Below are 11,604 nucleotides of genomic sequence, written 5' to 3' on the forward strand. Positions count from 1 at the left end.
GTGCAATTTGGAAGAACCGCAAACAATGGATGTCGTCATGGATTTGATTGTTCACAGCGGCAATGCCAAAAGCATTGGGATGGAGGCGCTGGACGCTTCGAAGCAAGGGGACTTTCCGATGGCCCGGCAAAAGCTGGAAGAGGCGGATCAGGAATTACTGGTGGCCCACCAGGCTCAGACCAATCTTTTAAAACAGGAAGCATCCGGCCAAACGATTTTCGTATCACTTCTTATGGTACACGGGCAGGATCATTTGATGAATGCCATTACTTTTTTAGATCTGGCAAGGGAATTGGTAGAAGTCTATCAAAATATGAAGGTCACGACAAAAGGGTAACTGCAGCCATTTACAGAGAGGAGCGTGTGCCATTTGGGACAAATCGGTATTTCTATTTATCCGTCGCGCAGCCGTTTTGAAGAGGACAAAGCTTATTTGGATCTGGCAAAGAAATACGATTTTACAAGAATTTTTGCAAGTTTGCTGGAAATTCAGGGGAATAAGGAAGAAGTTATTCAGAAATTTAAAAATATTATCCACTATGGAAACGCAATCGGTATGGAGACGATACTCGATATCAATCCGGGTTTGTTTGAACAATTGGGGATCCGTTACGATGATCTCGGCTTTTTTAAAGATCTTGGGGCATCCGGCATCCGTCTTGATCTTGGATTCACCGGGGCTGAAGAAGCCAAAATGACGCAAAACCCGTACGGCCTCAAGATTGAAGTTAATATGAGTTCAGGAACAAGGTATATCGATCATATCATGAGTTACAGGCCGAATACAGAAAAACTATATGCCTCCCATAATTTTTATCCGCAGAGATACTCGGGCCTTTCACAGAAACATTTTGAACAAACGACAGCCGTTTTCCGGGGATACCCTATTCATACTGCAGCGTTTGTCACTTCCCGCTATGGGGATCTCGGGCCGTGGCCGGTCCAGTCCGGGCTTTGCACACTGGAACAGCACCGCAAACTCAGCCTGCTGACCCAGGTGGCGCACTACCGCATCATGGGAACCATTGATGATATTTTGATTGGCAATGCGTATGCAACGGAAGATGAGTTGCGCGCCATGTCAGCAGTTTATTTGAATGTCCATCCTTCTTTGGAAGTGGAATTGCAGCCGAATCTGTCAAACATTGAACATCAGATTTTGCAGGAAGTTCACCAGTACCGGGGGGATTGTTCCGAATATATGATCCGTTCTTCTGTGACAAGAAGAAAATTCCGGGACCACGACATCGAGCCCGGTGATACGCGCCCGATTCAACGCGGGGATCTGTTAATTTGCAATGATCGTTTTGGACAGTACAAAGGGGAGCTTCAGATTGCATTGAAAGAGATGGAGAACGAAGGAAACCGCAATGTTGTCGGCCGTGTGAAAGAAGAAGCCGTTTTCTTATTGGATTACCTGCAGCCTTGGTCCACTTTCAAATTGATCTTTTCATAGGGGGTAAAAGAGATGCTTGAGAAAATTGAGGCCATTGCCGGCGCGATTGGAAGCCAGAGACATTTACGGGCGTTGAGAGACGGAATTTTGCTCAGCATGCCGCTGATTATTATCGGTTCTTTTTTTCTCATACTGGGCAATCTGCCGATAAACGGCTACACCGATTGGTTAGCAAAGATTGAGCTAGCACCTGTCTTCAATAAAATTGTAAACGGTTCTTTCGGCCTGATGGCGATTATCGCCGTGTTCGGCATTGCCAGGAGCCTTGCCGACCATTATGAAGTCGACGGGGTAAGCGCAGGGGTTGTGGCTTTGGCCAGTTTTGTCATTGTAACGCCGGATGTGGTGGCAAAAACCGGTTCTGGCATTCCATATGCTTTTGTAGGCAGCGGCGGGTTGTTTGTTGCCATTTTAATCGGACTGATTTCGACTGAAATTTTTAGATTTTTTGTCCAAAAGAATTTTACCATTAAAATGCCTGAAGGGGTACCGGTAGCGGTTGAAAAGTCATTTGCGGCCTTAATTCCCGGGTTCATGGTCATCCTCGTTTGGAGCTTGGTCTACTTGCTGCTTGGTTTAGCCGGTGTGGAAAATATTCATACTTTATTAACCGGTATTTTAGGAAAGCCGCTTGGTGCGTTGGGTAGCAGTTTATGGGGAACGTTAATCATCATTGCCTTAAACTCCCTGTTCTGGTTTGTCGGCATCCATGGGGCGAATACGATCAATCCGGTCATTCAGCCGATTTGGCTGCAAAACACGGATGCCAACCGGATTGCATTTCAGGCGGGGCATGCGCTGCCACATATTGTAACGAATGAGTTTATGATGAATTTTGTCTGGATGGGCGGCGGCGGCACCACGATCGGCCTTGTCATTTGCCTGTGGCTGTTTGCGAGAAGCAAAAACAATAAAGCGATGGGCTCGCTTTCTGTCGCGCCGGGTGTTTTTAACATCAATGAGCCGGTACTGTTCGGGCTGCCGGTCGTGCTGAACTTTAAACTGCTCATTCCTTTCGTGCTGACGCCTATGGTTACTGCTATCATCACTTATTTTTCAATGGCAACCGGCCTGGTGGCAAAACCTGCAGGAATCGTCGTTCCATGGACAATGCCGCCTGTGATCAGCGGTTACCTTGCAACCGGAGGGAAAATCAGCGGGGCAGTCATCCAGCTCATTACCCTGGCTTTATCTGTCGGCATTTATTACCCGTTCGTTCGCAGCATGGATAAGGCTGAGCTGAGAAATGAAACGGACGAACAACAGGAACCAACGACGAAGGATAGCATTGCTTAATCCATTTAAAAGGCGCTTGTCCTATTTGGCAAGCGCCTTTTAATGGAAATAAAAGAGCAGTATTATTTTGCGCTTAATTTATGCTCAAGCTGTTTTACAATTTGTGCGTGTTTTTCTTCTGTCAGCCTGATTTTGAAAAAGTAGAGCAATGCTGCAATGACGATTAAAATCATCGGGCCGAAGAAAATGAAAAGTTTAAAGGTAAACAACCCATGGCTTGAGATATCACTTGGAAGGGCATTCCCTGTCATACCAGCAAGTACGGCCGCTATCCCAACAATCCCGTTGGAAAAGGCGCCGGCGAGTTTATCAAGCAAAGGGCGTACGGCTAATGTGACAGACTCATTCCGGTTCCCATTTTTTAATTGCCCGTATTCCACACTGTCGGTAATCGTCATCAGCGCAGCCAGGAAAATCATCGGATAAGGGAAAAAGTACAGTGAAACGGCAACCAGAACAGGAATTAAATGTTGCCCGGCCGTTAAAAACAGCACATAACCACAAAGCATGAATATAATGCCGCCGGTGTAAATGGTTTTGCGTTTCACCCATTTCACCATTACCGGGAACAGGGCGACAGAAATCATTCCTAAGATGGCCGTAATGACGCCGACTAAATAATAATCACTCTGTCTTCCTAACACATATCTAAAATAGTAAATTAAAAGCGAGTTTGTAATCGTATACCCGAAAGCAAAAAGAAAATAAGAGAGTGCCAGCCACATTAACTGGTCATTTTTGCCGAGCACTTTAAAAACATCGCGAAGGCGAATCTTCTCGGTGTTTTCGCGGATCAAGTTCTTTGTTTCTTTCGTTCCCCAAATGGTGGCCATTGCCCCTAAAAAGGAGACAAGTGCAATGACTATTGCAAAACCGAGCCACCCGGCGCGTGTTTCCGTCTCACCCGATGTACCGGAAAAAATATGGGAGAAAAAAGTAACGAGCGGTACAACCGCGATGACAACGCCCTGAGCTCCTAAAGTAGAGCCAAAACGGGAAATCGTGCCGAATTTGGCCCTTTTATCCGAGTCAATCGTTATGGCCGGCAGCATCGACCAGAAAGAAATATCTTTAATAGAATAAAATACATCAAGAATCACAAAAATAATGCCAAACAGAATCAAATAAAGATACGGGCTTTTTGTTGTTAAACCGCCTAAATTGGTAAAAATAAGAATCAACGCGATGGAGCTTACAGCCGCTCCGACAAACAGCCATGGCTTAAATTTTCCGTACCGCGTTTCCGTATTATCAATGACGCCGCCAATAAACGGATCTAACGTGATTTCGGCGATACGGATCACGACGATCATGGTTGTTACAATCCCGATCATTTTCGCCCCCAACCCCGAATGGGTGCTGTCGAAAAGCTGGCTGGTGACAAAGATCATAAAATAGGTGCTTAAAGCGCTGTAAAAAGCATCATGGCCAAAAGCCCCGAATGCATATGACAAATACTGTTTCAACTGTTTCATTCTTAACGCCTCCTACCTGGTTTAAAAAGTACATCACACCGCCTGAACAACTTCAAAATTTTTACTAAAAAGTTATGAAGTTTAAAACGAGAATAATAGAAGAAATCTATAAAAACGCTAACATAAACCGCTTACAAGGTAAAGGATATGCCAATCCTACTGCAATGTCAAGCGATTTTTAGTAAAGTTTTACTAAAATACAGCATACTTTTCTCTACGAACATGTTCCAAAACGTTTTCCAAAAAGGAGAAAGCCTCCTTCCAAAAGAGGCTTCCCTTTTTCAACTCTTCTATTCCCTTTTAGGTTCCCCTGTAAAACGTCTGTCTCTTTTCTTATGATCGTGCGTTTCCCCGGCGTCTTCCCGGACAAATGCAAGTCCGTAGCCGGTCGGGCTGATTTCAAGTGTTTCCCGCTGATTCTTTTTCGACGGCGGGTTCAAGTTTGGGTCAAATTGATTGGTTTCCATAAATCCTCCCTAAGTGGATTCCGGGGTTTTCTGTTCTGTACGTCTCCCCGCTTTTTTCCATACGGCATAAGCAGCTGTAATGAGCAAAAAGAAACATAAAGCGGCATAAAATCCCATCCGGAAATCGGCCACGCGTAGGCTCATCACAAACAGTACCATTATGGCAAAAAGCGAGGCATAAGCGCCCGGAACGCCCCAGATCAGTTTTGATTGATACGTTTCGTGTTCACTCCGTTTTTTTCGCCAAACAAGAAATGTAATTAAATTCAACGCCCAGTTCAAAAAGGTGATATAGGACGATGCCGAAACCAAATAGTTATATAAAGCAGCAGGTAGGAGAAAGGACAGTCCGACAACGAGCAGGCAGCCCGCCCCGGCTGTCAGCCATGCGTACCGGTACAAGCCGTTTTTAGCATGTCTTAAAAACAGGTGCGGCCCCTTTTTTGCCTCTGAAAGCGAAACGATTAACTGGACAGATGTATAATAACTGGCCGCCATGACGGAAAAAGCTGCAAGCAGGATTACAATATTGAAAAAGGAAGCCGCACCACTCATGCCGATCACATCCAATGCATGAACAAAAGGTGATTTATGGACGGAGACGGTATTCCATGCAGTCAGCATGACAAGCACGAGCATCGACAACACATACAGGCCGGCCGAACCGAAAACCATGAACCCGGCTGCCCGCGGAATCTGGATGCGCGGCTTTGCCACCTCCGTGGATGCCATTGCGACCGCGCTGATCCCGGAAAAAGAAAAGATGACAACCAGCATGGATTGAAGCAGCCCGGAAATGCCTTTCGGGAAAAAGGCATGTGGGCTTGAAAAAGGGTTGCGGGCCGCCATCCCGTTCTGCGTGAATAGCACCCAGGCCCCCACGGCAATAAAAGCAATGAGTGCTGCCACTTTAACAACTGCCATTCCCGATTCAATCGGCCCGAAAATCTCAATATTCATGGCATTCAGCACAATAATCACGGCCATAAAAACGATTGCGAGCACGGGAAGCGGCACTTTCGGCAGCCAGTAGTGCGCAAAAACGCCCATCGCGATTGCTTCCGACCCGATCGCCAAAATACTTGAAACAAATAGCGCCCAGCCAATTAAAAAGCCGGCATACTGCCCCAGAAAATGTTCAATATAGACCCGGAAAGACCCTTGCTGCAGGCGGTTTACATTGATGCTCGTCATTGCCCCGAGCACCTGCATCATGAGAAGGCTGCCGATCAAAAAAGCAAGCGAAACGGACGGCCCCGCTTCCCTGACAGCAAGCCCCGAACCTAAAAAGTACCCGGCCCCGATCACTCCACCGATCCCAAGTCCGGCCAAACTGTACTCATTTAATTTGCCGCCCCTTTTTCTCGCCGCTTTCCGCTGGTGCTTGGACACCGTTCCGACATTGATCGTTTTTTGAATTTTGCACACCCTCTTTATCTGCCTTTTCCGTTATCATGCGCCGCCACGGGGGGATCCATACGAAAAATCGTGTCGCTTTAGGTTTTGCCCGGCTTCTAAACGGGGGAGTAAAGAATAACCATGCGATTCGCCGGCAAACCTTCGTTCATTTCCTGGCCTTTTATGCCCGGTTGCCGGCGCTTTTTCCCGGCATAGGTTTTTTTCACCCGGCGCGGAACTTTCCAGCGTCGTATGCGTTTTCCCTGTTTTAATGAAAAATCGAGTATAATAAGGGCAAAGAGGCCGGTTTGGTTTGCACCCTTACTTTGCGGCTGAAGCCAAATATTATTTGATTTTTTAGATCGCATCCTGCAAACCGCGGCCCTTCCTGCAGCATGCTTTTTTTCATAAAAATGCGCAATGGCAGGTTCCTTTTCGCCATTCCAGCCATCAAAAACCTCGCGCTACTGCAGCCGGGGGAGCTTGAAAAACGTGAAAGGTGATATTCATGAATGATCCGTTAAAAGATTATCAAATCAATTTGCAAAATATGGAATACGACCCGCCCCATATCGGTTTGGGGATTGAGCTGCTTCTTGTCATAAAGGGTGAGCTAGAGGTGACGGTCAATCAACATGCGTGCCATTTATCGGAAAATCATCTTTTGCTTATAAACGCCAATGATATCCGTTCGATGAAGGGCAACAAGGAAAATGTGGTGTTATCGCTGCAAATCCCGCTGGAAATGATCGAGGCATATTATCCTGCCATTCATGAATGCCGGTTTGATTGTGACTCCTCCAATGAAGACAATGGGATGTATATGTTTTTTGACCAGATCCGCCAGCTGATGGCAAAAATTTTCATTGCCCACTACCAGCAGAAAGAGGGCAGTGAAATTGAGATTTACAGTATGATTTTTCAGATTGTGCTGATATTAATCCGGAATTTTAAAACCACCTATCTTGGCCGCCATGCCCACTCCAGGATCAACGATGAACGGATGAAAGAGATTCTCGCTTACATTGGGAAAAATTACCGGAAACCAATTACACTCGCGGAAATCGCCAACCGCCATTACTTGTCGCTTTACTACTTATCCCGCTATTTTAAAGAACAAGTGGGCGAAAGCTTCTCCCAATATATCAAACAGCTCCGTTTAAAATCGGCGGTGCGCGAGCTTGTTTATACGGACCACCCGATTACCCGGATTTCCCTGAATAATGGTTTTCCAAATGTAAAGGCATTCAATAAAGCTTTTAAAGAAAAATACCGGCAAACGCCCTCTGAATATCGCCGTCTTCACCAAATTGAACTTTCGGATACGGAGGAAGATTGCGGAAAGAAAAAATCTACATTGCTGACATCGCCCCAGTTTTTCATGGAAGTCAGCAAATACATTTCGGAGCGGGAAAAAAGCACGATGCTGACGGAACTGGCTGTTTCCACCGTTTATATCGCCCTGCCGCCGGAGCCTATGTTCACCGGCGAAAAAGGTGCAAAAATACTGGCAATCGGGAACCTGGAATATGCTTTACATGAAGAGGTGCAGGCGGAGTTGAGGCTCATCCAGGAGGAAATTGGATTTGACTATGTCTATTTTTCCAATCTGTTTTCGGACAGCTTTGCGATGACAACGCCCCTCTATCAAATTGGCGGGCAATTTTACCAGATGGATGCCTTGTTGAACAGCTTCCAACGGCTTGGGCTTGTGCCTTTCATTCGCGTGGAGGTTGAAAAAGAAGCAGCAGACAGCGCCGGATATTTGAAGAAGCTGGATGCCTTTTTACAGCACAGCCTTCAATACTTTGGTAGCGCTTTTCTCGGAAAGTGGCGGTTTGAATTGGTTTTCCGGGAGTGGGGCGGCACGCAAAAAAACTTTTACCACGCCTTTTATCAAACAGTGAAGAATCGGGCTTCTGCTGTGAAAGTGGGCCTGCATGTGCCGGTTTCTCTGGAAGCCTCTAAAGATGCCTTTTTAAAGCAAATTTCCGGCGAGTGTGAGTTCGTTTGTTTTACCTGCAACCCAAATGAAAAAGTGGATTTTACCGATATGAATAACCGCACTTTTGAAGGTGTAAAAAACTTCGTAAAGAAAACGTGTAAGCAATTAAAGGATCGTTTATCGTCTGCCGGTTTGGCCAAGGTGCCAATTTTTCTTACGGACTGGAATACACTTTACGGAAATACGATGGATTTAAGCGGCACTTTTTTTCGTTCGGCCCTTATTTTTAAAGAAATGCTCGATGCCATGAAAGAAATAGACGGTTTAGGATTCTGGATTGATACCCATTCTCTCGAAAAAAACAATACAGGCCGGGGCCATATTGCGATGAACGGCATTGCCCTTTTGTATTATTACCAAATCAAACGCCCTGCTTATTTTAACTTGCAACTGATGGAAAAAATGGCGCTGCAGATTTTAGCTGAAGGGGAGGATTTTGTCATGGCAAAAGGGGAAAACGGTTACCAATTGGCCGTGTACAACCCTTCTTATATCAATCCTTCTTATTCTGTTGAAAGTTACTTTCTCCATTCTGTCACGAAGGAAAAGAAAATGGTGATTTCAGGACTGCCGCCCGGGCGTTACCAAATCCGGAAGCATATTCTGGATCAACATCATGGGGAATTTTATACGAGTTCGATCAATTTGCAGCATCAGGATATTTACGATCCAGAAATCATCACGTTTATCAAGCAGGGAACCCACCCTGATTTGCAAATTTATGAGAAGACAGTGGACTCGGCGCTGTATTTGCAATCCACTCTGACCTTTAATGCATTTCATCTTTTCGAAATCAGGCCATTAGGTTAAAACTTAACGGCCTTTTTTTGCAATTTATCCGGCAATAACAGAAAGGAAAGGCAAATATGGAGGATACACACAGCAAAAATGGAAATGCAAGTGAAGGAAAAGTCATTTAAAATGATAAAATAAAAGCGCTTTCATTCGCGGATTGCGGAAGATAGATTGAAAAATGCATGAACGGAGGTTTTTTGTCATGTCCGGAAAAGTGTTAGAGAACATATTAACCCCGCAACTGGAGGAACTGCGTGAAAAGGGGCTGTACAACATCATTGATACACTGGAAGGCCCCAACGGACCGGTTGTTAAAATTGGCGGCAAAGAAGTCATCAACATGTCTTCAAACAATTATCTCGGGTTAGCAAACGATGAAAGGCTGGTCCAGGCAGCGATTGATGCGACAAAGCAGTACGGTGTCGGGGCCGGCGCTGTCCGGACCATTAACGGAACGATGACAATACATGAAGAGCTGGAAAAAAAGATTGCCGAATTTAAGCATACGGAAGCGGCGATTGCCTTTCAATCCGGATTTAACTGCAATATGGGTGCAATTTCAGCGGTCATGACAAAAAAGGACGCCATTCTTTCTGATGAATTGAACCATGCGTCCATTATTGACGGTTGCCGTTTGTCCGGGGCAAAAATCATCCGGGTGAAACACCAGGACATGGATGACTTGTGGCGGGCTGCAAAAGAAGCGGTTGAAAGCGGCGCCTACGAAAAAATCATGTATATTACCGATGGCGTTTTTTCCATGGACGGGGATGTTGCGAAGCTTCCGGAGATCGTGGAAATTGCCGAGACGTTCGGTTTATTGACGTATGTCGATGATGCTCATGGCTCAGGCGTAATGGGAAACGGCGCAGGAACGGTAAAGCATTTTGGCCTTTCCGATAAAATTGATTTCCAAATTGGCACCCTTTCAAAGGCGATTGGTGTTGTAGGCGGCTATGTGGCCGGCACCCGGCAACTGATTGACTGGCTGAAAGTGCGCGCCCGCTCGTTTTTGTTTTCGACAGCCATGACGCCGGGATCTGCCGCAGCCTGCATAAAGGCGATCGACATCTTAATGGATTCAACAGAGAGAGTCGACCGGCTGTGGGAAAACGCGCGGTATTTAAAAGAAGGCTTGAAAAAAATCGGGTTTAATACCGGGCAATCGGAAACCCCGATTACGCCTTGTATCATCGGCGAAGAAACGGTCACGCAGGAATTTTCGCGCCGTCTTATTGAGGAAGGGGTTTACGCCAAAGCCATCACTTATCCGACCGTGCCAAAGGGAACCGGCAGAGTGCGCAATATGCCTACTGCCGGCCATACGAAAGAAATGCTCGACCAAGTGCTTGCTGTATATCAAAAAGTCGGCGAAGCGCTGAGCGTTATCTGAAACGGCTGTGTGGCGCCCTTTCCAACAGGGGCTGGACCCATTTTCATTTTTAACGGGAGGTTGTTTGCGATGAAAAAAATACTTCTAACCGGCAGCCTGGGGCAAATCGGTACAGAATTAACGATCAGGATCCGGGAACTTTACGGAGCAGAAAATGTCCTCGCCACGGATATCCGCCATGTGGATGACAGCCCGGTTGTAACCGATGGCCTGTTTGCGACACTGGATGTCATGGACGGCGAGCGGATGCAAAAACTGGTCAATGACTATCAGATTGATACGATCATCCATTTGGCGGCGCTCCTGTCCGCAACAGCTGAGGAAAACCCGCTTTTCGCCTGGAATTTGAATATGGGCGGTCTATTGAATGCGCTAGAGGTGGCGCGGCATTCCAACTGCCAGTTGTTCACGCCAAGCTCGATCGGCGCTTTTGGCCCGTCAACGCCGAAAGACCATACCCCCCAGGACACCATTCAGCGGCCAAATACGATGTACGGTGTTACGAAAGTAAGTGCGGAATTGCTCTGTGATTATTATTTTACAAAATTCGGCGTGGATACCCGCGGCCTCCGCTTTCCCGGCCTGATTCCCCACAAAGCGCTTCCGGGCGGCGGGACGACAGACTATGCGGTGGATATCTATTATGAAGCGTTAAAGCACCAAAAGTATACATCTTATATTGCGAAGGGCACGTATATGGATATGATGTATATGCCGGATGCGATTGATGCGATTATCAAATTAATGGAAGCGGACCCGTCTGGATTAAAACACCGAAATGCCTTTAATATAACGGCCATGAGCTTTGACCCTGAAGAAATTGCCGCTTCAATCCGGAAATATATACCGGCGTTTACGATGGATTACAAGGTTGACCCTGCCAGACAGCAAATTGCCGATTCCTGGCCAAACAGCATTGACGCCACAGCGGCCAAAGAAGAATGGGATTTCAACCCCCAATACGATTTAGACCGCATGACAAAATCGATGCTGGAAAACTTAGCGAACAAACTGGGGGTCGAGTGCAGGTTGATGGAGTCGGTTTGAGTTTTTGCCTGGTTACATGATGAAAATCACAAAGAGGATAGATGAGCAGCATCAATGCTCTATCTATCCTCTTTTTGTAACCGCCGCATGATATGGCATGTTATTTTGTTGCTTCGACACCATCAGTGGCTCGGAGGATTTTTTCAGGAACTGAACCGTAGGGTACAACCGCCCATTGACAACGATTGAATTAACCTGTATATTTCGTCTTGCGAAATGTTGCTTAGGGTAACGAAACTGTTTGTATGATGCCTGCGCTTCTGATGTGGGCG

General features: G+C 46.3%; 9 protein-coding genes. 6 read left to right on the forward strand and 3 right to left on the reverse strand.

Annotated elements, in window-relative coordinates:
- Positions 1-25 precede the first annotated feature (25 nt).
- Genes NST70_RS02580 through celB form a run of 3 tightly spaced genes read left to right on the forward strand, consistent with a single transcriptional unit; the run spans position 26 to position 2,752 of the window.
- Positions 26-337 carry a PTS lactose/cellobiose transporter subunit IIA gene (locus tag NST70_RS02580; RefSeq protein ID WP_235801571.1) on the forward strand — a complete coding sequence of 104 codons (312 nt, stop codon included), beginning with the start codon at positions 26-28 and terminating at the stop codon, positions 335-337.
- A gap of 33 nt (positions 338-370) precedes the next feature.
- Entirely contained in the window at positions 371-1,456 is a 1,086-nt protein-coding gene (locus NST70_RS02585) for a MupG family TIM beta-alpha barrel fold protein (RefSeq protein WP_342475662.1), read from the forward strand.
- Between the two features lie 12 nt (positions 1,457-1,468).
- On the forward strand, positions 1,469-2,752 hold the full coding sequence (gene celB / locus NST70_RS02590; protein ID WP_342475663.1) for a PTS cellobiose transporter subunit IIC: 1,284 nt from the start codon (positions 1,469-1,471) through the stop codon (positions 2,750-2,752).
- 62 nt (positions 2,753-2,814) lie between these two features.
- Here celB and NST70_RS02595 read toward each other — a convergent pair whose 3' ends face one another.
- The 3 genes from NST70_RS02595 to NST70_RS02605 all read right to left on the reverse strand — a co-directional run bounded on the left by NST70_RS02595 (position 2,815) and on the right by NST70_RS02605 (position 6,122).
- On the reverse strand, positions 2,815-4,227 hold the full coding sequence (locus tag NST70_RS02595; protein WP_342475665.1) for a glycoside-pentoside-hexuronide (GPH):cation symporter: 1,413 nt from the start codon (positions 4,225-4,227) through the stop codon (positions 2,815-2,817).
- Between the two features lie 290 nt (positions 4,228-4,517).
- A complete protein-coding gene (locus tag NST70_RS02600; protein ID WP_014096144.1) occupies positions 4,518-4,694 on the reverse strand; it encodes a hypothetical protein in 177 nt (58 codons plus the stop codon).
- A gap of 9 nt (positions 4,695-4,703) precedes the next feature.
- Positions 4,704-6,122, reverse strand: a complete 1,419-nt coding sequence (locus NST70_RS02605) for an amino acid permease (RefSeq protein ID WP_260832390.1) — start codon at positions 6,120-6,122, stop codon at positions 4,704-4,706.
- Positions 6,123-6,600: 478 nt separating this feature from the next.
- Between NST70_RS02605 and NST70_RS02610 the strand changes: the two genes are divergently transcribed.
- The 3 genes from NST70_RS02610 (at position 6,601) to NST70_RS02620 (ending at position 11,332) form a co-directional block, all read left to right on the forward strand.
- A complete protein-coding gene (locus NST70_RS02610) occupies positions 6,601-8,907 on the forward strand; it encodes a helix-turn-helix domain-containing protein (protein WP_161788365.1) in 2,307 nt (768 codons plus the stop codon).
- Positions 8,908-9,094: 187 nt separating this feature from the next.
- A complete protein-coding gene (locus NST70_RS02615; protein ID WP_035189687.1) occupies positions 9,095-10,285 on the forward strand; it encodes a glycine C-acetyltransferase in 1,191 nt (396 codons plus the stop codon).
- Between the two features lie 60 nt (positions 10,286-10,345).
- Positions 10,346-11,332 (forward strand): L-threonine 3-dehydrogenase, encoded by a 987-nt coding sequence (locus tag NST70_RS02620; RefSeq protein ID WP_152598486.1) that lies wholly within the window; start codon positions 10,346-10,348, stop codon positions 11,330-11,332.
- Positions 11,333-11,604: the final 272 nt, after the last annotated feature.

Origin of the sequence: Weizmannia sp. FSL K6-0777 (assembly GCF_038593185.1) — a bacterium.
Classification (GTDB): Bacteria; Bacillota; Bacilli; order Bacillales; family Bacillaceae_C; genus Weizmannia; species Weizmannia faecalis.